Raw genomic sequence first — 20,119 nt, 5'->3', positions numbered from 1 at the left:
TGTAGTCAAGCATCATGAGAGCGTTCGACGATGCCACCAGACGGAATATCGCGGAGGCCTGCGCCGCCTTCGCGCGGCTGCCCGAGATAGCCGGCCCGTCGGCGCTGAAGCGCGCCGCGGTGGTGCTGGCGCTGACTGAATCCGACGACGGCGGCGACACCGCCTTCCTGCTCACCAGGCGCGCCTCGCACCTGCGCGCCCATCGCGGCCAATGGGCGCTGCCCGGCGGACGCTGCGATGCCGGCGAGACGCCGGTCGAGGCCGCGCTGCGCGAGCTCGACGAAGAGCTCGCACTCGCGCTGTCAGCCGATGCGGTGCTCGGCCTGCTCGACGATTATCCGACGCGCTCGGGCTATCTGATCACGCCGGTCGTGGTCTGGGCCGCCGACAGTGCCGCGATCCGCCCGAACCCGGACGAGGTAGCCTCCGTCCATCGCATCGGGCTGGCCACGATCGAGCGCGACGATGCCTTCGATTTCACGGAGATTCCCGAGAGCAGCCGCCGCGTCATCCGCTTCCATCACCAGATGAGCCTGATCCACGCCCCGACCGCGGCGCTGATCTACCAGTTCCGCGAGGTGCTGGCGGGGCGGCACACCCGCGTCACCGACCTGGAACAGCCGGTCTTCGCCTGGACGTGACGATGGTAAACGGCGCGTTAACGCGACGGTTACCGGATGCCTGCTAAGAAGGCAGCATGCATCATTCGATTCGAAACCTCGCGCTGGTTCCGCTCGCGCTCGTCCTGATTTCGTCCGCCGCGCGCGGCGCCGAGGCCGACGCGCTGCCGCCCGCCGTCCGCAATGCCAACGCCCAGCTGCTGTCGCAGTTTTTCGCGCAAGGCGGGGCGGCCTCGCCGGCGGTGCTCGAATATCGCCGCAAGCTCGCCGAATATCAGGCCGCGCGCGCCGCCTTCGATGCCGAGGCCGGCGCCTATTGGAGCCAGATCTCCGAGAAGCGGAAGGCGCGCAACGCCAAGCGGCGCAGCGGACAGCAGATCACGCTCGATGACTACGTGCTGGAGCATCCGCCGCTCTATACCGGGCCGAAGAAGCCGGTGAATCCGGAGCCGGAGGAAACGCCGGACCGTCCCGCCAAGAGGCCGATCCCGGTCGTCGCCGATTTCCTGCGCGCGGCAGAGGAGCTCTACCAGTTCACGCCGCAGCGCCCGACCAGCGAGCTCGAGTTCAAGCGCGCCTATGCGCGCTACGCGCTGGCCCATGGCCTGACGCGCGAGCAGGCGGTGCGGGTCTATTCGTTCGAGACCGGCGGCACCGGCAGTTACGACGTGCAGGCCGGAATCGAGCACGGCGGCAAGCGCGCGATCTCGACGGCGATGGGCTACAACCAGCTCCTGACCACCAACAGCGTCGAGCTGCTGGCCGAGCAGGGCCACGAACTGATCCGCGCGTTGTCCGAGAAGGTGGCGCGCACATCAGGACCGGCGCGGCATGCGCTCGATCACAAGCTCGCTGTCCTGAAGAAGATGGTGGCGCACGCGAAGTCGGTGCCCGATACCTGGTCGGAGCACGAGAAGATGGGCGCTACCCCGCAGGGCTGGGCCATGCATGCCATGGTGCTCGACATCGACATCGGCCCGATGCTGCAGACCCACAAGCTGCTGACGTCAGTCCATTTCGCCCGGGCCAAGGGACACTCGCGCCCGCTCTCCGCGGCCGAGCTCGAAATGATGAACCTCACCGGCGACGGCACCGGCCTCGACATGGTGACGATGCCGCAGGCGATGCGCGAGCGGGTGCCGACCTCGAACTTCTTCCAGCGCGGCGGCTATGAACGCAACCCGGTCGCGATCCGCCACAACACGGTGGCGAAGCTTCTTGCGGTGACGGACGAGCGCATGGACTTCAACAGCAGCAAACCCGGCGCGAGGGAGCTGGCAGGGGCGTTTTAGCCCTTGCTTGCCATATCCTCCGCTGTCATGCCCCGCGCAGGCCGGGCATCCAGTACGCCGCGGCCTCTCGTTTCAACCACGACGGCCTCTGGAATACTGGATCGTCCGCCTTCGCGGACGATGACACCGAGTGTGTAGCGGCTGTGTTGCCCCGCCACCTTGAGCCCTACTGATCCGGCCCGAACTTGAACTTGCCGTCGCCCTCCAGATAGGGGCCGGTGCGCATGTAGAGCTGGCCGTTTTGGCCGATGAAGAACAGCGTGCCCTTGGGCACCTTCTTGGCGCCCTTCAAGAGCTCGCCGGCGTTGCTGGTGCCCATCTTGTAGGAATAGGTCTTGCCGTCCCTGTCGTAGGCGTAGCCGGTGTCGGTCTTCAGCTCCCAGGGCGTCGCTGCGGTTTGCGCCAGTGCGGGCGCTGCCAATGCGCCGAGCGCAGCGGCGATTGCAAATGTCTTGATTGAAAATGCCGTCATCCCATCCTCCCAAGATCGGGACATTCCAGATTGAACAAATCACGAACGATGCGTTCCGGTCAACTTGCGATAGCGCCGCAGCGCATCACGTCTTGCCCAGCAGTTTGTGATTTTCCCTTCGTCCCCTCGCGACTATGTTCCGCTTTCCGTCTAGAACGCAACTCGACAAAAATATTGGTGGGGGTGATTCGAATGAACCTTGTCGTCAAAGCCTGCTCGGCTGCCGCGCTGTTGCTCACGGCGCTGGCGCCGGCCGCCCAAGCCGATGACTACCGGCTCAGCCACAACCAGCGGATTTCGTGCAGCCGCGGCCTTGCCCCGGGCAAGCTGAACACCGCGACATGCAAGTCCTACACCTATCTGTTCAACACCAAGACCTCGGAATATTTCCGCTGCCAGGTCTCCCTGGCGCTGACCCGCGACAACAAGGAAGTCATCAACGTCCAGACCGACGGCGGCTGCACCAAGAAGCCGCGCATTTTCGAGACCGACGGCAAGTACGATTTCGACGCCACCGAGACCGAGCCGCCGAACACCAATTCGTTCTTCGGCCCCGGCGGCTACTCGGTCTGGGCCGCCGACGTCGGCGCGCAGAAGGTGCGCGGCTGCATCATCATCTCTTCCGGCCTCGGCTCCGACATCTCCAAATGCCTGGACATGACGTTCCAGTAGGAGCGCTCGATCGCTTGCAGGCAGGGCGATCGCATTCGAACATTTGGCAAAAGGTCGTCATGCCCGGGCTTGTCCCGGGCATCCACGTTCTCCGTGCGGTGTGGAGAGGCGTGGATGGCCGGGACAAGCCCGGCCATGACGCTGTGCGGCTGTCTGTGCCCCTGGTCCACACCGATGCGATCGTCCCCACTGCGCCACCTCGCCGCAGCAGGTTCCCGAAAAGTCCAGCCGCATCGGCCGTTTACTGCAGCCCAGCTTTATCTTTTGGATGGGTTGACCCGCATCCCTCATCCGGCCAATTTCGCCGCCGGTTTGGGGAGAACAACAACCATGAAACGGACGATTTTCGGCGCGGCCGCGGCTCTGGCTCTGGCGGCGTCGGCACCCTGCGCGCAGGCGCAATCCTTCATCAACGTGCTGACCGGTGGAACCTCCGGCGTCTACTATCCGCTCGGGGTCGCGATCGGAAAGATCTACGGCGAGAAGATCCCGAACGTGAAGACGCAGGTGCAGGCCACCAAGGCGTCGGTTGAGAACCTGATCCTGCTGCAGCAGGGCCGCGGCGAGCTGGCGTTCACGCTGGGCGACTCGCTGAAGGCCGCCTGGGACGGCGAGGAGGAGGCGGGCTTCAAGACCAAGCTCGACAAGCTCCGCACCATCGGTGCGATCTATCCGAATTACATCCAGATCGTCGCGACCGCCGAGTCCGGCATCAAGACGCTCGCCGACCTCAAGGGCAAGAGCCTGTCGGTCGGCGCGCCGAAGTCGGGCACCGAGCTGAACTCCCGCGCGATCCTTAGCGCAGCCGGCATGAGCTACAAGGATCTCGGCAAGGTCGAATACCTGCCCTTTGCCGAATCGGTCGATCTCATGAAGAACCGGCAGCTCAACGCCACGCTGCAATCGGCCGGGCTCGGCGTCGCCTCGCTGAAGGACCTCTCGACCTCGAGCCCGATCACGGTGGTGTCGGTGCCAAAGGAGACGGTCGACAAGATCGGCCCGCCCTTCGTCGCCGCGACCATTCCGGCCAACACCTATACCGGCCAGGACAAGGACGTGCCGACGGCGGCCGTGATCAATTATCTGGTCACCAGCTCCGCCGTCTCGGACGATCTCGCCTATCAGATGACCAAGCTGGTCTATGAATCGCTGCCCGAACTCGTCACTGCGCACGCGGCCGGCAAGGAGATCAAGCTCGAGACCGCCGCCACCGGCAGCCCGGTCCCGCTGCACCCCGGCGCGATCCGCTATTACAAGGAAAAGGGGCTGATCAAGTAGTACAGGTGTCATGGCCGGGCTTGACCCGGCCATCCATCCTCCAGGGATTCATCTTTCGATGGATGCCCGGGTCAAGCCCGGGCATGACGATTTCAGGGTGCAGGGATATATCGATGTCGCAGGCAGAAGCCATTGAAGCTGCGCCCGTCAAGGTCGAGTTCGACAATTTCGAGCATGGTTTTCCAGAAGGCTTCGGCCCCGCCTGGTGGGGCCGGCTCGCCTACTGGATCGGCATCGCGTTCGCGACCTTCCAGCTCTACGTCGCCGCCTTCAACTACCTGCCGAGCCAGGTGGTGCGCGGCGTCCATGTCGGATTCCTGCTCCTGCTGACCTTCGGCCTGATCGCCAACTTCACCGCGAGGAGCAATTTCGGCCGTGCGCTGGGCTGGGCGATCGGCGGCGCCGGGTTCTACTGCGGTCTCTACCAATGGATATTCTACGCCGACCTGATCGCGCGCGACGGCGATCCGACCAGGCTCGATCTCGTGGTCGGCACGCTGCTCGCGGTGCTGATCTTCGAGGGCACGCGGCGGCTGATGGGCGCGGCATTGCCGCTGATGTGCGGCGCGTGTCTGCTCTATTGGTTCTTCGGTCAGTACCTGCCGTCGCCGCTCAACCACCGCGGCTATGATTTCGACCAGGTCGTCACGCATCTGTCGTTCGGCACCGAAGGCTTCTACGGCGTGCCGGTCTACGTCTCAGCGACCTACATCTTCCTGTTCATCCTGTTCGGCTCGTTCCTGGAGCGCGCCGGCATGATCCAGCTGTTCACCGACGTCTCGCTCGGCCTGTTCGGCCGCACCCGCGGCGGCCCTGCCAAGGTCGCGGTGTTCGCCTCGGGCATGATGGGCACCATCTCCGGATCGGGCGTCGCCAACGTCGTCACGGTCGGCCAGTTCACGATTCCCTTGATGATCAGGTTCGGCTACCGCCGCGCGTTCGCGGCGGGCGTCGAGGCGACGGCCTCGATGGGCGGCCAGATCATGCCGCCGGTGATGGGCGCGGTCGCCTTCATCATGGCCGAGACGCTCGGCGTGCAATATTCGGAGATCGTCAAGGCCGCGGCCATCCCTGCGATCCTCTATTTCGCCTCCGCCTTCTGGATGGTGCATCTGGAGGCCGGCAAGCACGGCCTCGTCGGCATGAAGCGTTCGGAGATCCCGAGCGCCTGGAAGGCGCTGGTGACGCGCTGGTACCTCGTGCTGCCGCTCGCAGCGCTGGTCTACATGCTGTTCGAGGGCTTTACGCCGCTCTATGCCGGCAGCATGGGCCTTGCGCTGACAGTGACGCTGATCCTCGGCACCGCCATCACGACGGGCGCCTCCTCGAACGTGATCCGCACCATCTTCTGGGTCGGGCTCGCGCTCGTGGTCGCCGCGCTGTCGCGCGACGGCCTCCAGATCGTGCCGGTCGCGACCGTCGTGGTCGGGTTGATCGTGATCACCGCGTTCGTGCGCGGCGGCTTTGCGGCGTTGCGCGCCTGCCGCGATGCGCTGGCCGAGAGCGCGAAATCCGCCATCACCGTCGGCATGGCCTGCGCCATCGTCGGCGTCATCATCGGCATGATGTCGCAGACCGGCGTCGGCACCATCTTCGGCGGCTGGGTGATCGGTCTCGGCGAGAAGAGCCTGTTCCTGGCGCTGGTCATGACCATGCTGTTGTCGATCCTGCTCGGCACCGGCATCCCGACCATCCCGACCTACATCATCACCGCCGCGCTCGCGGCTCCCGCGCTGGCCAAGCTCGGCGTGCCATTGATCGCGAGCCACATGTTCGCATTCTACTACGGCATCATGGCCGACCTCTCGCCGCCGGTGGCGCTGGCCGCGCTTGCGGCGGCGCCGATCGCCAAGGAGAATCCGGACAAGATCGGCTGGGAAGCGATGCGCATCGCGCTCGCCGGCTACGTCATTCCCTTCATCTTCGTCTATTCGCCGGCCTTGATGCTGCAGGCCGGCGATCCCATGGCGGCCCAGCTCGGCTTCTACGGCGCGGTGGCGCTGGCGAGCCTGAAGGCGCTGGTGGCGATCGGCCTGTTCGGCATGGCCGCGATCGGCTTCCTGTTCACGCGGCTGACGCTGATCGAGCGCCTGGTCGCGCTCGGCGCCGCGTTCTGCCTGCTCGGTGAATTCCCCTTCAGCGACACCGCGGGCTTCGTGCTCGCCGCCGCGCTCGCGCTGTGGCAATGGCGACAGCGTCCGCCGGCGCCGGTCGAGGCGGTGTGAGCCTCTGCCTCGCAGCAGCGGGTGGCGTGAAGGCGCTGGCGCTCACCGCCTTCACGCTGGCCTGGACGCATTCGATCGCGAAGGTCGAATGGCAGGAAGATTGGCGCCTCACGCCCGCCGGCCTCGAGCTGGTCCAGGCCCGCGTCAAGGGCACCGGCCCCGGCATGGAGCCGCCGCCCGAGGCGCGACTGGTCGACGGCTGGTTTCGATGGCGGCCGCAGCGTGCGCCGATGCAAGAGGTCGTGCTGGGCAATTCGGACGCGGCGGGAGAGTGGCGGCTCTGCCAAGAGGGGCAATGCCGGACGCTGTCGGAGATTGTCGGTCATCCCATTGGTGCTAACGTCACCAAAATGAGCATCTGCAAACAACAAGAGAAATAAGGGAGAACCGCGATGGATCGGCTCAAGGGCAAGGTTGCGATGGTGGTGGGGGCCGGCTCGATCGGTCCGGGCTGGGGCAACGGCAAGGCGACCGCGGTGACCTTCGCGCGCGAGGGCGCGCAGGTGTTCTGCGTCGATCGCAACGGTGCTGCGGCCGAGGAGACAGCGAAGATCATCAGCGGCGAGGGCGGCAAGGCGATGGCGTTCACGGCCGACGTGTCGCGCGCCAGCGAGATCGAGGCGATGGTCGCGGCGTGCCTCAAGGCCCATGGCCGCATCGACGTGCTCGACAACAATGTCGGCATCGCCGAGATGGGCAGCGTGGTGGAGGTGAGCGAGGACAGCTGGGACCGCGTCTTCAGCGTCAACCTCAAGAGCGCCTATCTCGCCATGAAGCACGTCATCCCGGTTATGGTGAAGCAGGGCGGCGGCTCGATCATCAACATCTCCTCGATCGCCTCGATCCGCCACATGGGGATCTCCTACGTCACCTACGGCGCCTCGAAAGCGGCGATGAACCAGATGACGCGCACCACCGCGATCGAGTTCGCGCGTCATCATGTCCGGGTCAACGCGATCCTGCCCGGCCTGATGAAGACGCCGATGGTCGAGCACTCCGCCGGCCTCGCCGCCAGCTACGCCAAGGGCGACGTCGAGGCGATGTGGCGCGCGCGCGACGCGCAAGTGCCGATGGGCCACATGGGCGATGCATGGGACGTCGCCAACGCCGCGCTGTTCCTGGCTTCCGACGAGTCGAAATACGTGACCGGCATCGAGCTCGTCGTCGACGGCGGCATCACGTGCAAGGCCGGGGCTTGATCCAGCCCCAACGCGTTCCGTCAGGATCGAATTGATTTCCCGCGCGAATTTCGCTACCGCCTTTTCCCGTGGATACGCTCAAGGTCAGAGACGCCAAAGACGTCGAAGCGGTGGTGCGCGCGGCGATCGCGAACGAGCAGCCGCTCGAGATCATCGGCCATGGCGGTAAGCGCGGCATCGGCCACGCCATGGCGACCAACGCCGTGCTCGACCTCTCCGCGCTCAATGCCGTCACCGCCTACGAGCCGAGCGAGCTCATCATCACGCTCCAGGCCGGCGCGCCGCTGGCCGACGTGCTGGCGCTGATCGACGCCAAGAACCAGCAATTCGCCTTCGAGCCTGTTAACACCGCCCCGCTACTCGGCACGCCGGCGACAGGCACCATCGGCGGCATGATCGCGGCCGGGCTCGCCGGACCGCGGCGGATCCGGGCGGGCGGGGCGCGCGATCATCTCCTCGGGGCGCACGCCGTCTCGGGCTTCGGCGACAGCTTCAAGACCGGCGGCAGGGTGGTGAAGAACGTCACCGGCTACGACCTCTGCAAGCTGTTGGCGGGGTCCTGGGGCACGCTGTCGGTGATGACCGAGGTGACGCTCAAGGTGATGCCCAAGCCCGAGGCCGAGCGGACGCTGCTGCTGCGCGGGTTGGATGATGCCACGGCCAACAAGGCCATGACCGCGGCGCTGGGCTCGCCGTTCGACGTCTCCGCCGCCGCGCATCTGCCGAAATCCGCGCTCCTGGCCGGGACCGAGGGGCTGAGCGACATTGCGGGCCAGGGCGAGGGCGAGGCGCTGACCGTGCTGCGGCTCGAGGGCATCACCGCGTCCGCCGCGCACCGCGCCGGCTCGCTGCGCGACTTGCTGGCGCCGTTTGGCACCGCGATGCTGATCGAGGACGTCGCATCCGCGGCGCTGTGGACTGCGATCCGCGACGTGCTGCCGTTCGCGGCGAGCGGCGCGCTCGGCGCCTGGCCGGTCTGGCGGATCGTCTGCCCGCCGGCCTCGGGCGCGGTGCTGAGCACGCAGCTGGCGCGCGAGACGGGGGGCGATGTGATCTACGATTGGGGCGGCGGCCTGATCTGGGCGGCGCTGCCGCCGAAGCCGGACGCGCATGCCCCGGCCGTGCGTGCGCGCGCGGACGCGGTCGGCGGGCATGCCACGCTGATCCGGGCGGACGAGGATGTCAGGCGCAAGGTCGACGTATTCCATCCGCAGGCGCCAGGCATTGCCGCGCTGAGCGAGCGGGTGCGCGCCAGCTTCGATCCGAAGACCATTCTCAACCGGGGGCGGCTCACGCGGAGCGCTGGCTGATGAAGACCGAATTCTCACTCGCGCAGCTCGCCGACCCCGATATCGCGGAGGCCGACAAGATCCTGCGCGCCTGCGTCCATTGCGGCTTCTGCACCGCAACCTGCCCGACCTATGTGCTGCTCGGCGACGAGCTCGATAGCCCGCGCGGCCGCATCTATCTGATCAAGGAGATGCTGGAGAAGGACCAGGCGCCGACCGGCGAGGTGGTCAAGCATATCGACCGTTGCCTGTCGTGCCTTGCCTGCATGACGACCTGCCCCTCAGGCGTGAACTACATGCACCTGGTCGACCAGGCCCGGGTCCGGATCGAGCAGCGCTATCGGCGGCCGCTGACCGAGCGGCTGTTGCGCCAGGTGCTGGCCTTCGTCCTGCCGGACCCGCAGCGCTTTCGCATCAGCATGTGGCTGGCGCGGCTCGTCCGTCCGCTCGGCGTCTTGCTGCCGACGCCCCGGCCTGCGGCGACGCCGGGCTTGATCCAGCGCATCAAGGCGATGCTGGCGCTGGCGCCGGACCGGCTGCCGCCGGCCGGGCCCGCCGCCGGCAGCGTGTTCGCGGCGCTGGGCAAGAAGCGCGGACGTGTGGCGCTGCTCCAGGGCTGCGCCCAGCAGGTGCTGGCGCCCCGCATCAACCAGGCCGCCATCAATCTCCTGACCCGCCACGGCATCGAGGTCGTCCTTGTCAGGGACGAGCAGTGCTGTGGCGCGCTGACCCATCACCTCGGCAACGACGAGGATGCGTTGGCGCGGGCTCGCGCCAACGTTGCGGCGTGGGGTAAGGAAATGGCCGGCGAGGGGCTCGATGCCATCCTGGTGACGACCTCCGGCTGCGGCACGGTGATCAAGGATTACGGCTATCTCCTGCGTGAGGACGATGCGTTCGCAGCCGACGCGGCGAAGGTCTCCGCGCTCGCCAAGGACATCACCGAATACGTCGCCGGGATCGAGCTTGCGACGGCGGCGAGAGCGGACGCCATCGTCGTCGCCTATCACTCCGCGTGTTCGTTGCAGCATGGACAGAAAATCACAGGCCTTCCGAAAGAATTGCTTTCCAAGAATGGATTCGTGGTGAAAGATGTGCCCGAGAGCCATTTGTGTTGCGGTTCGGCGGGGACCTACAACATTCTCCAGCCCGAGCTTGCGGGTCGGTTGCGCGATCGCAAGGTCGCCAACATCGCGAGCGTCAAGCCGGACATGATTGCCGCGGGCAATATCGGCTGCATGGTGCAGATTGCCAGTGGCACGTCAGTTCCGGTCGTACACACGATTGAGCTTCTCGATTGGGCGACGGGCGGGGCGCGGCCGGCACTGAACGCGCGGGTTTGAGCTTTCAGGAGCCTGAACTGTCCTCCCGAGGTGACGACTGAAGACGCCCGATCAAGCATTGTTCGGCGGCAACAGGAGGACCACGATGGCGAAAGCGAAGAAGAAGAAAAGCAAGAAGGCCAAGAAGGCCGTAGCGGCGAAGAAGACCGCGAAGAAGGCGACGAAGAAGAAGGCAGCCAAGAAGACCGCCAAGAAGTCTGCCAAGAAATCTGCCAAGAAGGCCGCCCCGAAGAAGGCAGCCAAGAAGACAGCAAAGAAGTCGGCGGCCAAGAAGGCGGCTCCGAAGAAGGCCGCGAAGAAGACGGCACCGAAGAAGGCGAAGGCAGCGCCTGCTCCGAAGCCGTCGGCACCGGCGGAGGCTCCAGCGCCCGCCGAGCCCAGCTGGGCGATGCCTTCGTCTTCTGCGGAAGCGGCGCCGGCCGAGGGGCAGGGGTAGGAAGGCGGCCTCTCATCGCCTTCGGACTGTTACTTGGGATTGTAACGAGAGGGCCGCGGCGCTCCGGTGCTGCGGCCTTTCTGCATCGCGGAAAGCCGCCCTGGCGCTGGCGCTACGGACCCACTCTGATTCGTAGCGAAGGTGTCACGCCGCTTGGCGATCTCCGGGTTTACACGGGTCTGCACTGCACCTTGGAATGCAAATAATGTGATCGAGAAGCCACACAGGCTCACAACCTTTCGTGAATTCGTCAAAACGCCTAAAAAGTCGGCAGATGCCCGCGCTTTTTGCTTCACGGTTCCTGTTCATCGATCCAAATTGCCGCAGTGACGCAATTTTGTAGGTAGGCCGCATGCCCCGGGGGGCTTCCGGGGGCGACTGCTAAGTAAGAACGGGTAGATGGGGACCGAAATGAAAAAACTGGCTTTGTTGGCAACGGCGCTGGCGATGGTAACGACGGGTTCGGCGTTCGCGGCAGATCTGCGCGTGAAGGCACTGAAGGCCCCGCCGCCGCCGGCCTTCGATCCCTGGGATATCGCCTTCGGTGGCGGCATCATGAGCGATTACGTCTTCCGCGGCATCACCCAGTCGAACCATAAGCCGGCCGTCACGGCCTATTTCGAGCCCCGCTACAATGTCACCAAGGACCTGCAGCTCTACGTCGGTACGTCCGCCTCGAGCATCTCCTTCCCGAACCGCGCTGCGGCGGAAGTCGACTTCTACGGCGGTATCCGCCCGACCTTCGGCATGTTCGCCTTCGACTTCGGTCTCTGGGGCTACCTCTATCCGGGCGGACAATGCTTCGGCTCGCAGGGCACCTTGGCTCAGGGCAATTGCGGCGGCGACATCGATTACTCGCAGGGCGCGATCGGCCTTCCCATCAACGGCAACTTCGCCAAGAAGGACGCCAGCTTCTTCGAAGCCTACGCCAAGCTGAATGTCGTCATCAACGATCAGTGGACGGTCGGCTTCAACGAGTACTACTCGCCGAACTTCCTGAACCTCGGCGCTTGGGGCAACTACGCCTCGATCACCGCCAAGTGGACCGCCCCGAGCACGATCTTCGGTGCCAGCGGCGTCGGCATGTACGTGTCGGGTGAGTTCGGCCGGCAGTGGTTCGGCACGTCCGACATCTTCTACGGCATCGCGGGCGATCCGGTGTATGCGAACGGCATCAAGGAGCCGAGCTACAACACCTGGAACGTCGGCGTCGGCTTCACGTACAAGGTGTTCACGCTCGATCTGCGCTATCACGACACCGACCTGAACAAGGGCGACTGCAACGCCTTGACCAGCGATCACACCGCGAAGTTCACCGGCAGCTTCACCCCCATCAATCCGGGCGGCTTCGGCTCCAACTGGTGCAGCGCGGCAGGCGTGGCCAAGCTCTCGTTCGATCTGACGGCGATGAGCAATCTGAAGTAAGCTTCTTCCCGAACGACTTCGCGAGGGCGGCAGGGCAACCTGCCGCCCTTTTGCTTTTCTCCACCGTCATGGCCGGGCTTGACCCGGCCATCCACGGTTAGCCCCGAGGCCGGAAAGACGTGGATGCCCGGGCCTTCGCCGCGCCGAAGCGGCATCGGCCGCGCCGGCGGATCAAGCCCGGGCATGACGAGTGTGTGGAGTGGCGGCTCGAACCTGATGACCAGCGACCATAGAGCGCTCGCCTCAGCGCGCGGCGCTCGGCTCCGCCGCACTCCGCTCGCCGCCGACGACGTGGATCGCACCGTCCTTCACCAGCGCCACCTTGCGGGTGTGGAAGGCATCGAGCGTCGAGCGGTGGCCGATCGAGACGATGGTGGCCTGCGGCAGTCTCTCCGCCAGCAGCCGGTAGAGCCGGGCCTCCGACGGCTCGTCGAGCGAGGCGGTGGCTTCGTCCAGGAACAGATAGTCCGGCGCATGCAGCAGCGCGCGCGCAAGCCCGAGACGTTGCTGCTCGCCGAGCGAGAGCATCCTGTTCCAGTGGCCTTCCTCGTCCAGCCGCTCCGCGAGATCGGGCAGCCCGACCGCGATCAGGGCGTCGCGGACCTGCGCGGCGTCGAACGCGCCCGGCGCTGCCGGATAGACCACGGCATCGCGCAACACGCCGACCGAGAAATAGGGCCGCTGCGGCAGCATCATCAGCTTTGCCTTTTCCGGGACCACAACGGTGCCGGTGCCGAACGGCCAGATGCCGGCGATGGCCCGGAACAGCGTGGACTTGCCGGAGCCGGACGGTCCGGTCACCAGCACGCGCTCGGAAGGCTGAATGGTGAAGGCCTTGGCGGCCACCAGCGGCGTGCCGTTGGGCAGGTTCACGCAGAGCTGTTCGAGGTCGATATGGCGGCCGGCGACCTCCAGCGCGATGGCTGGCTCATGCGCCGGCAGATTGACCGCCGAGGCGACCGACATCTCGAAGCCATCGAGACGCGCAACCACCGCACGCCATTCGGCTAACGAGCGGTAGGCGGTCACGAAGAAGGACAGGGCCTTCTGCACGCTGCCGAAGGCGGACCCGGTCTGTACCATCCCTCCGAGTTGAATCTTACCTGCAAAGTAGGCAGGCGCGGTGAGGATGAAGGGGAAGATCACGGCGGCCTGGGAATAGCTCGCCGTGAAGGCAGTCAGGCGCTTGGTTCGGCTCATGATCGCGTACCAATTGCCGACGACAAAGCCGTAGCGGAGCAGGAGACGTTCGCGTTCGGCGCCCTCGCCCTTGAGCAGCGCGATCTGTTCGGAGTTCTCGCGCACACGGACGAGGTTGAAGCGGAAGTCGGCCTCGTAGCGCTGCTGCTCGAAATTGAGATTGACCAGCGGCGAACCGACCCAGTGCGTGAACAGGGTGCCGAAGATCGCGTAGACGAGCGCCGCCCACACCAAATAGCCGGGGATGGGAAAGTCGATGCCCGAAATATGCAGCGGTGCCGCGTTCGACAGCCCCCACAGAATGACCACGAACGAGAGCAGCGTGACGATCGAGGAGAGCAGCCCGATGCCGATATTGAGAGTCTGCTCGACGAAGCTCCTGACGTCGTCGGTGATGCGTTGGTCCGGGTTGTCGGCCGCATCGCCCTTGAGCTGCATCCGATAGTGGGTCGCGCTATTCAGCCACTCGCCCAGATAGTGACGCGTCAGCCATTGCCGCCAGCGAATCTGGAGCCACTGATTGAGATAGAGCTGGTAGACGGACAGCGCGACGCTGGCGCTCGCGAGCACTGTGAAGACGCCCAGTTCCCAGACGAAGCCGTTCCAGTCGCGCTCCTGGAGATAGTTGTAGAAGCGGCTGTACCACTGGTTCACGAGCACGTCGATGGCGACCAGCAGCAGCTCGATGACGATCACCGCGGCGAGCAGGCCGCGGCCGGCCCATTTGTCCTCTGACCGGAAATAAGGGATGGCGATTCGCCAGACGATCGCGAGCGTGGCGCGGATGTTGTTCACAGAGCTGGATCTCCTCAGGGGATGTGCACGATGCCCGGAGCCAAATAGCTGAGGCGATGGCGGAAATGGGCGCGCTTAGACTAAAGTCGCAAGTTCTGCAATTTGCGTTGGATTGTCGCAGCCAGCAACCCTAGCATGGCGCCTGGCGGCGCGGTGCGGGGTGCTCCGCGATTTCGCGACCTTGTGAGCGGCCGGGAACCGGCTGCATTCGCAAGAATTCACGTCCAACGCGGGGGGCTATCGCTTCCGGCGTCAAGCAGGACCGGCTCTCCACGCGGGCCGCCTGCCGCAACATGCGTGGGGAGAAAGACGATGTGGAATCAGATCTATGATCCGCTGCACAGCCCGGTGCTGTCGACGATCGCGGCGGCGGTGCCCGTCGTCACGCTGCTGGTTTTGATCGCGAGCGGCCGCGTCCAGGCGCATATCGCAGCAATCATCGCCGTGATCGTGACCAACCTGATCACGATCTTCGTCTTCACCATGCCGGCGAACATGTCGATCCGGGCTTCGGTGCTGGGCATCGTCACCGGGTTCTTCCCGATCGGCTGGATCGTTCTCAACGTCATCTTCCTCTACCAGGTCACGGTGACCACCGGGCGATTCGAGCTGCTCAAGCGCGCGGTCGGCGGCGTCACCGAGGACCGGCGGCTGCAATTGCTGCTGATCGCGTTCTCGTTCGGTGCGTTCTTCGAGGGCGCCTCGGGCTTCGGCACGCCGGTCGCGATCACGGGCGCGGTGCTGATCGGGCTCGGCTTCTCGCCGCTCGCGGCCTCGGGCTTGTCGCTGATCGCCAACACCGCGCCGGTCGCCTATGGCGCGCTGGGCACGCCGATCCAGGGCCTCGCCTCGGTCACCGGCCTCGATCCCTACATCCTTGGTGCGATGGTCGGACGGCAATTGCCGTTCTTCTCGCTGATCGTGCCGTTCTGGGTGGTGTGGGCATTCGCGGGCTGGAGGGGCATGAAGGACGTCTGGCCGGCGATCCTCGTCACCGGCGTGTCGTTCGCGATCCCGCAATACGTGATCTCGAACCACATCAATCCCTGGATCGTCGACATCGGCGCCTCGCTGATCTCGATGGGCGCGCTGATCCTGTTCCTGAAGGTGTGGCAGCCGCGGCAGCTCTGGCTGTCGCCGGCGCTGCGCGGCCGCGACGAATCGGCCGCCACGATGGCGGCGGCGAAACCGCTCGACAAGACGCCGCTGACGCAGAGCGAGCTGTTCGACGCGCTGCTGCCGTGGATCATCGTCTGCATCGTGATGCTGGTCTGGGGCAACGGTGCCTTCAAGGCCTGGGCGAACGCGATCTTCGTCTGGAACTATCCCGTTCCCGAGCTGCACCAGATGATCAACAAGATGCCGCCGGTCGCGCCAGGGCCGACGAAGGAAAGCGCGGTGTTCGCCTTCACCTACCTGTCCTTCACCGGCACGGGCATGCTGATCGCGGCGATCATCTCCGGCCTGTTGATGGGCGTCGGTCCCGGCAAGCTTGCGATGCAATATGGCCGCACCATCCGGCTCTGCGCGATCTCGCTGATCACGATCTCGGCGATGCTCGCGATCGGCACCTTGACGCGCCTGTCCGGCGTCGACGCCACGCTCGGTCTCGCCTTCGCCGCCACCGGCGTGCTCTATCCCTTCTTCGGCACGCTGCTCGGCTGGCTCGGCGTGGCGCTGACCGGATCGGACACCGCCTCCAACGTGCTGTTCGGCAACCTGCAGAAGATCACCTCCGAGCAGCTCGGCCTGTCGCCGGTGCTGATGGCGGCGGCGAACTCCTCCGGCGGCGTGATGGGCAAGATGATCGACGCGCAGTCGATCGTGGTCGCCTCGACCGCCACCAATTGGTACGGCCATGAGGGCACGATCCTGCGCTTCGTGTTCTGGCACTCGATCGTGCTGGCGTGCCTGGTCGGCGTGCTCGTGACGTTGCAGGCCTATGTCTGGCCGTTTACGGCGCTGGTCCTGAAGTAGAGCATGATCCGGAAAAGTGTGAAGCGGCTTTCCGAAAAGATCATGCTCAAACAAAGACCTAAAGCGCGATGACGATTCATCCAAATCTCATCGCGCTTTAGGGTCCAAGCCGCACCCGCAAATCCCCGCGAGGCTCGTTCCCGCGGGGATTTGTGCGTCCGCCGCGAACCTTCTCAACCGCACCGCCGTCCTATAGAAGGTGCCGCAAATCAGGTCGGTCGAGAGGTCTCATGGTTCCGCTTCTGCGATTGCTGTGTGCGACGGTTGCAATGCTCGCGATGTCCACGCTCGCGCGTGCCCAGGAGGGGTTTCCGTTCGGCACCGAGATGACGCTGGAGGCGTTGCCGCAGGCAGGCTCGAAGCGGATTCCCAACATCGAGATCGGCGACAATGGCGAGGTCGTGCTGGAGCTCTGGTGCAAGGGCGGCAAGGGCCAGTTCTCGGTCGCCGGCAACACCGTGATCTTCGTGCCCGGCCAGATCCAGAACCGCAACTGTCCGCCGGCGAGAGCGCAGGCCGACGACGAGCTCGTCGCCGCCCTCGGCAGCGTTGAGACCTGGAAGCGCCAGGGCGACGTGCTGACGCTGATCGGCCCGAAGCCGCTGCGCTTCAGGACGACGGGGAATTGAGCGTCAGGTCATTCCGGGGCGACGCGCCAGCGTCGAACCCGGAATCTCGCGCGACAAGCTCCAGATTCCGGGTTCGCGCTTCGCGCGCCCCGGAATGACTGCGTCACTTCCACGCCGATCTGTCGGCGTCCCAGCGCTGGCCCTTCAGCTCCTTGACGAGCGCCTCGATCGAGCCGTTGTCGTCGGGCAGATCGCCTTCTTCGTCGAGGCTCGCATCGTCGGACAAATTGAGCCTGGCACCGCTGCCCTCGTCGGCCGTCGTGGTCGCCGGGCTGCCGAGCCAGAGCATGAGCTTGTCGGTGGTGCCCGGCTTGTCGGGCGAGACCAGGCCTGCAACCTCGATCGTGTCGGTGAGCTCGAGCGCCGGGAAATCCTGATTCGGCCGCTTGAACACCAGCTTGAGCTTGCCGGTGGCCGGGTTGAAGTTTTGCGCGACCGGCTTTGCCGCGAGCGTCCTGCTCAGCACGTTCGCGACCGCAATTGCCAGCTTGCCCTTGTTGATCTTGTCGCCCTCGCGCCAGTCCGCCGCGGGAAAGCGGATGGTGCGGTCCATCTCGGTCATGCCCGCGGTCCAGCCAGCGGCCGTGACGCCGGGCATCGCCTTGAACTTGGCCAGCAGCGCGCCGGCGCGCTCGGGATCGACCGACATGGTGATGGTCTGCTCGCCGGCGCGCAGCGCGTCGCAGCCGACATTGAGGCTCGCCAGCGTCACCTCGACCTCCTGGCCCTTCAGGCTCTTCAGGAAGTCGGTCGCTGCGTCGAGCTTGACCTTGACCGCGATCGCTTCCGGCGAGACGTCGGTGAAATCCTTCGGCTGCGGCGTGATGCCGTCGTCCGAGCTCTGACTGTCCAGGAATTCCTTTTCGCTGAGATCGGAATTGTCCGGCGAGGTCACTTCGGTCACCGCCTGGCCGATCGCGATCTGGCCGCGGAATTCGAACGTGTCGCCGGACTGCTTGCGTGTCAGCTTGACGCTGACCGGCGACTTCTCGCCAACGCTCTGCGTCGTTCCCGTCAGCGTCTGGCCCGCGACCTGGAGGTTGACGACGAAGCGGTCCTTGCGGTCGGAGTTCTTCGCGATGGGGTAGCAGACGTCGAGCACCGCCGCGGTCAGCGCCTTGCCCTGGCGCGTCTCCTTCAGGATCACGTCGGCATGGCCGTCCATCACCCCGTCGATCGAGGTGAAGTAGCGCGTCTCGGCTCCGCCCGGCGCGGTCGCCTTCGGCGACAGCTTCATCTGGGCGGAGGCCGGTCGCGGACCGGCGAGCAGGGCCAGAACGGCCATGGAGCAAACCAGAAGCGCACGCATCGATGACATCCTCGCGCAACGGCCATGATCCGGAAAAGCGTGAAGCGGTCTGAGGATCATGCCCAAACAATCAGAATCGGCGCGCCACCGTAGTGGGTTTTGGCCGCTGGTTGAATCGGAAAGCGAAACAGGCAGGGTCGGCAAAAAAGAAGGCCGCCCGGAGGCGGCCTTCGCAACTCTGTCACGGAACGGCAGGCTCAGAAGCCGCCCATGCCGCCGCCGGCGGGCATGGCGGGCGGAGCTTCCTTCTTCGGCATCTCGGCGACCATGGCTTCGGTGGTCACCAAGAGGCCGGCCACCGAGGAGGCGTCCTGCAGCGCGGTGCGCACCACCTTGGCGGGATCGATGATGCCCTTCTCGACCATGTCGACATAGTCCTCGTTCTGGGCGTCGAAGCCGAAGGTCTCGGACTTGTTCTCCAGGATCTTGCCGACCACGATCGAGCCCTCCACGCCGGCGTTCTCGGAGATCTGGCGGATCGGGGCTTCCAGCGCCTTCAGCACGATGTTGATGCCGGCCTGGACGTCGTCATTGGCGTTGCTGAGACGGCCGACCGCCTTCTTGGCGCGGAGCAGCGCGACGCCGCCGCCGGGGACGATGCCTTCCTGCACCGCGGCGCGGGTGGCGTTGAGCGCGTCCTCGACGCGATCCTTCTTCTCCTTGACCTCGATCTCGGTGGCACCGCCGACGCGGATCACCGCGACGCCGCCGGCGAGCTTGGCGAGGCGCTCCTGCAGCTTCTCGCGGTCGTAGTCGGAGGTGGTCTCCTCGATCTGCGCCTTGATCTGGCCGACCCGGGCCTCGATGTCGGGCTTCTTGCCGGCGCCGTTGACGATCGTGGTGTTCTCCTTGTCGATCACCACCTTCTTGGCGCGGCCGAGCATCTTCACCGTGACGTTCTCGAGCTTGATGCCGAGCTCCTCGGAGATCAGCTGGCCGCCGGTCAGGATCGCGATGTCCTCCAGCATGGCCTTGCGGCGGTCACCGAAGCCCGGCGCCTTGACGGCCGCGACCTTGAGGCCGCCACGGAGCCGGTTGACGACCAGAGTGGCCAGCGCCTCGCCCTCGACGTCCTCGGCGATGATGACGAGCGGCTTGCCCGACTGCACCACGGCTTCGAGCACCGGCAGCATGGCCTGCAGGCCCGAGAGCTTCTTCTCGTGCAGGAGGATGTAGGCGTCCTCGAGCTCGGCGGTCATCTTCTCGGCATTGGTGACGAAGTAGGGGCTGAGATAGCCGCGGTCGAACTTCATGCCCTCGACGATGTCGACCTCGGTCTCGAGCGACTTGTTCTCCTCGACGGTGATGACGCCCTCGTTGCCGACCTTCTGCATCGCCTGGGCGATCATCTTGCCGATGGCGGCATCGCCGTTGGCGGAGATGGTGCCGACCTGGGCGACCTCGGAGGAGGAGGCGACCGGCTTGGCGCGCTTCTCGATGTCCTTGATGACGGCGGCAACCGCGGTGTCGATGCCGCGCTTGAGGTCCATCGGGTTCATGCCGGCGGCGACCGCCTTGGCGCCTTCGCGCACGATGGCCTGGGCCAGCACGGTCGCGGTGGTGGTGCCGTCGCCGGCGAGGTCGTTGGTCTTGGAGGCGACCTCACGCACCATCTGGGCGCCCATGTTCTCGAACTTGTCCTCGAGCTCGATCTCCTTGGCGACGGTGACGCCGTCCTTGGTGATGCGGGGGGCGCCGAAGCTCTTCTCGATGACGACGTTGCGGCCCTTGGGGCCGAGCGTCACCTTGACGGCGTTGGCGAGAATGTCGACGCCGCGCAGCATGCGATCGCGCGCGTCTCCGGAAAACTTGACGTCCTTGGCAGCCATGGTCTGGGAATCCCTCGTGTTAGGTGATGTGTCTTGTGCTCTTCTCTCCGTCATTGCCGGGCTTGACCCGGCCATCCATCATCTTGCGAAGAATGATGGATGCCCGGGTCGTCTAGCGCGAACGCGCTT

The 20,119-nt window shown here is 65.5% G+C and carries 17 protein-coding genes; 13 read left to right on the top strand and 4 right to left on the bottom strand.

Annotated features, from left to right (window positions below; translation table 11 throughout):
- Positions 1-14: 14 nt before the first annotated feature.
- Together AC24YW_RS11760 and AC24YW_RS11755 are read left to right on the top strand one after the other, a co-directional pair.
- Complete coding sequence (locus AC24YW_RS11760; protein ID WP_487482884.1) at positions 15-641, top strand: NUDIX hydrolase; 627 nt, start codon at positions 15-17, stop codon at positions 639-641.
- A 56-nt stretch (positions 642-697) separates the two neighbouring features.
- Positions 698-1,912, top strand: coding sequence for a hypothetical protein (locus tag AC24YW_RS11755; protein WP_487482883.1), 1,215 nt, complete (start codon positions 698-700; stop codon positions 1,910-1,912).
- A gap of 166 nt (positions 1,913-2,078) precedes the next feature.
- Here the strand turns inward: AC24YW_RS11755 and AC24YW_RS11750 are convergent, their stop codons facing one another.
- Entirely contained in the window at positions 2,079-2,384 is a 306-nt protein-coding gene (locus AC24YW_RS11750; protein WP_487482882.1) for a hypothetical protein, read from the bottom strand.
- A 192-nt stretch (positions 2,385-2,576) separates the two neighbouring features.
- Between AC24YW_RS11750 and AC24YW_RS11745 the strand changes: the two genes are divergently transcribed.
- The 9 genes from AC24YW_RS11745 to AC24YW_RS11705 all read left to right on the top strand — a co-directional run bounded on the left by AC24YW_RS11745 (position 2,577) and on the right by AC24YW_RS11705 (position 12,251).
- Positions 2,577-3,056, top strand: coding sequence for a hypothetical protein (locus tag AC24YW_RS11745; RefSeq protein ID WP_487482881.1), 480 nt, complete (start codon positions 2,577-2,579; stop codon positions 3,054-3,056).
- 330 nt (positions 3,057-3,386) lie between these two features.
- Positions 3,387-4,334 carry a TAXI family TRAP transporter solute-binding subunit gene (locus tag AC24YW_RS11740; protein ID WP_487482880.1) on the top strand — a complete coding sequence of 316 codons (948 nt, stop codon included), beginning with the start codon at positions 3,387-3,389 and terminating at the stop codon, positions 4,332-4,334.
- 113 nt (positions 4,335-4,447) lie between these two features.
- The gene (locus AC24YW_RS11735; protein ID WP_487482879.1) at positions 4,448-6,559 is read left to right on the top strand and encodes a TRAP transporter permease; all 2,112 of its coding nucleotides are present in this window, start codon (positions 4,448-4,450) and stop codon (positions 6,557-6,559) included.
- Positions 6,520-6,939, top strand: a complete 420-nt coding sequence (locus tag AC24YW_RS11730; protein ID WP_487482878.1) for a DUF1850 domain-containing protein — start codon at positions 6,520-6,522, stop codon at positions 6,937-6,939. Before AC24YW_RS11735 ends, AC24YW_RS11730 begins: the two co-directional genes overlap by 40 nt.
- Before the next feature lie 12 nt (positions 6,940-6,951).
- Positions 6,952-7,758: an SDR family NAD(P)-dependent oxidoreductase gene (locus AC24YW_RS11725; protein WP_487482877.1), complete on the top strand. Its 807-nt coding sequence runs from the start codon at positions 6,952-6,954 to the stop codon at positions 7,756-7,758.
- 68 nt (positions 7,759-7,826) lie between these two features.
- Complete coding sequence (locus tag AC24YW_RS11720) at positions 7,827-9,068, top strand: FAD-binding protein (RefSeq protein WP_487482876.1); 1,242 nt, start codon at positions 7,827-7,829, stop codon at positions 9,066-9,068.
- Positions 9,068-10,390 (top strand): glycolate oxidase subunit GlcF, encoded by a 1,323-nt coding sequence (gene glcF, locus AC24YW_RS11715; RefSeq protein ID WP_487482875.1) that lies wholly within the window; start codon positions 9,068-9,070, stop codon positions 10,388-10,390. Before AC24YW_RS11720 ends, glcF begins: the two co-directional genes overlap by 1 nt.
- Positions 10,391-10,475: 85 nt before the next feature.
- Positions 10,476-10,826, top strand: a complete 351-nt coding sequence (locus AC24YW_RS11710) for a hypothetical protein (protein WP_487482874.1) — start codon at positions 10,476-10,478, stop codon at positions 10,824-10,826.
- A 411-nt stretch (positions 10,827-11,237) separates the two neighbouring features.
- On the top strand, positions 11,238-12,251 hold the full coding sequence (locus AC24YW_RS11705; RefSeq protein WP_487482873.1) for a TorF family putative porin: 1,014 nt from the start codon (positions 11,238-11,240) through the stop codon (positions 12,249-12,251).
- 243 nt (positions 12,252-12,494) lie between these two features.
- On the opposite strand, the gene AC24YW_RS11700 is transcribed toward AC24YW_RS11705, so the two are convergent.
- Positions 12,495-14,246, bottom strand: a complete 1,752-nt coding sequence (locus AC24YW_RS11700; protein WP_487482872.1) for an ABC transporter ATP-binding protein/permease — start codon at positions 14,244-14,246, stop codon at positions 12,495-12,497.
- 312 nt (positions 14,247-14,558) lie between these two features.
- Here AC24YW_RS11700 and AC24YW_RS11695 point away from each other — a divergent pair, with 312 nt between their 5' ends.
- Both AC24YW_RS11695 and AC24YW_RS11690 read left to right on the top strand, forming a co-directional pair.
- Positions 14,559-16,223 carry an L-lactate permease gene (locus tag AC24YW_RS11695; protein ID WP_487482871.1) on the top strand — a complete coding sequence of 555 codons (1,665 nt, stop codon included), beginning with the start codon at positions 14,559-14,561 and terminating at the stop codon, positions 16,221-16,223.
- Positions 16,224-16,453: 230 nt separating this feature from the next.
- Entirely contained in the window at positions 16,454-16,852 is a 399-nt protein-coding gene (locus AC24YW_RS11690) for an META domain-containing protein (protein WP_487482870.1), read from the top strand.
- A 103-nt stretch (positions 16,853-16,955) separates the two neighbouring features.
- On the opposite strand, the gene AC24YW_RS11685 is transcribed toward AC24YW_RS11690, so the two are convergent.
- Entirely contained in the window at positions 16,956-18,161 is a 1,206-nt protein-coding gene (locus tag AC24YW_RS11685; protein ID WP_487482869.1) for a hypothetical protein, read from the bottom strand.
- Positions 18,162-18,358: 197 nt separating this feature from the next.
- Entirely contained in the window at positions 18,359-19,990 is a 1,632-nt protein-coding gene (gene groL / locus AC24YW_RS11680; protein ID WP_487482868.1) for a chaperonin GroEL, read from the bottom strand.
- Between the last annotated feature and the right edge of the window lie 129 nt (positions 19,991-20,119).

The organism is Bradyrhizobium sp. USDA3516 (assembly GCF_057651995.1).
This window is presented reverse-complemented; position numbering and strand designations above follow the sequence as displayed.

What these genes read in the sequence shown, in the direction of transcription:
- AC24YW_RS11760 (WP_487482884.1), top strand. Translation starts at nt 15, where the DNA reads ATGAGAGCGTTCGACGATGCCACCAGACGGAATATCGCGGAGGCCTGC.
- AC24YW_RS11755 (WP_487482883.1), top strand. Translation starts at nt 698, where the DNA reads ATGCATCATTCGATTCGAAACCTCGCGCTGGTTCCGCTCGCGCTCGTC.
- AC24YW_RS11750 (WP_487482882.1), bottom strand. Translation starts at nt 2,384, where the DNA reads ATGACGGCATTTTCAATCAAGACATTTGCAATCGCCGCTGCGCTCGGC.
- AC24YW_RS11745 (WP_487482881.1), top strand. Translation starts at nt 2,577, where the DNA reads ATGAACCTTGTCGTCAAAGCCTGCTCGGCTGCCGCGCTGTTGCTCACG.
- AC24YW_RS11740 (WP_487482880.1), top strand. Translation starts at nt 3,387, where the DNA reads ATGAAACGGACGATTTTCGGCGCGGCCGCGGCTCTGGCTCTGGCGGCG.
- AC24YW_RS11735 (WP_487482879.1), top strand. Translation starts at nt 4,448, where the DNA reads ATGTCGCAGGCAGAAGCCATTGAAGCTGCGCCCGTCAAGGTCGAGTTC.
- AC24YW_RS11730 (WP_487482878.1), top strand. Translation starts at nt 6,520, where the DNA reads ATGGCGACAGCGTCCGCCGGCGCCGGTCGAGGCGGTGTGAGCCTCTGC.
- AC24YW_RS11725 (WP_487482877.1), top strand. Translation starts at nt 6,952, where the DNA reads ATGGATCGGCTCAAGGGCAAGGTTGCGATGGTGGTGGGGGCCGGCTCG.
- glcF (WP_487482875.1), top strand. Translation starts at nt 9,068, where the DNA reads ATGAAGACCGAATTCTCACTCGCGCAGCTCGCCGACCCCGATATCGCG.
- AC24YW_RS11710 (WP_487482874.1), top strand. Translation starts at nt 10,476, where the DNA reads ATGGCGAAAGCGAAGAAGAAGAAAAGCAAGAAGGCCAAGAAGGCCGTA.
- AC24YW_RS11705 (WP_487482873.1), top strand. Translation starts at nt 11,238, where the DNA reads ATGAAAAAACTGGCTTTGTTGGCAACGGCGCTGGCGATGGTAACGACG.
- AC24YW_RS11695 (WP_487482871.1), top strand. Translation starts at nt 14,559, where the DNA reads ATGTGGAATCAGATCTATGATCCGCTGCACAGCCCGGTGCTGTCGACG.
- AC24YW_RS11690 (WP_487482870.1), top strand. Translation starts at nt 16,454, where the DNA reads ATGGTTCCGCTTCTGCGATTGCTGTGTGCGACGGTTGCAATGCTCGCG.
- AC24YW_RS11685 (WP_487482869.1), bottom strand. Translation starts at nt 18,161, where the DNA reads ATGCGTGCGCTTCTGGTTTGCTCCATGGCCGTTCTGGCCCTGCTCGCC.
- groL (WP_487482868.1), bottom strand. Translation starts at nt 19,990, where the DNA reads ATGGCTGCCAAGGACGTCAAGTTTTCCGGAGACGCGCGCGATCGCATG.